At 70.2% G+C, this 255-nt stretch carries 1 protein-coding gene; it reads left to right on the top strand.

Annotated elements, in window-relative coordinates:
- A partial coding sequence (locus tag ACEPPI_RS40950; RefSeq protein ID WP_373920305.1) for an acyltransferase domain-containing protein occupies positions 1-255 on the top strand: 255 nt, incomplete at both ends.

Genomic DNA, 255 nt, shown 5'->3' with positions numbered 1-255 from the left:
GCCGAGCTGTGGCGTTCGCTGGGTGTGGTGCCGGATGCGGTGGTGGGGCATTCGCAGGGTGAGATCGCCGCTGCTGCCGTCTCGGGTGCGCTGTCCCTCGGGGATGCGGCTCGGGTGGTGGCGTTGCGTGCGCAGGTGATCGGCCGTGAGTTGGCCGGTCTGGGGGGTATGGCGTCGATTCCGTTGCCGTTGGCGGTTGTTGAGGCGCGGTTGGAGGCGTGGGCGGGCCGGTTGGGTGTGGCTGCGGTGAACGGT

It is taken from the genome of Streptomyces sp. AB3(2024) (assembly GCF_041862025.1).
Taxonomy (GTDB): Bacteria; Actinomycetota; Actinomycetes; order Streptomycetales; family Streptomycetaceae; genus Streptomyces.
This window is presented reverse-complemented; position numbering and strand designations above follow the sequence as displayed.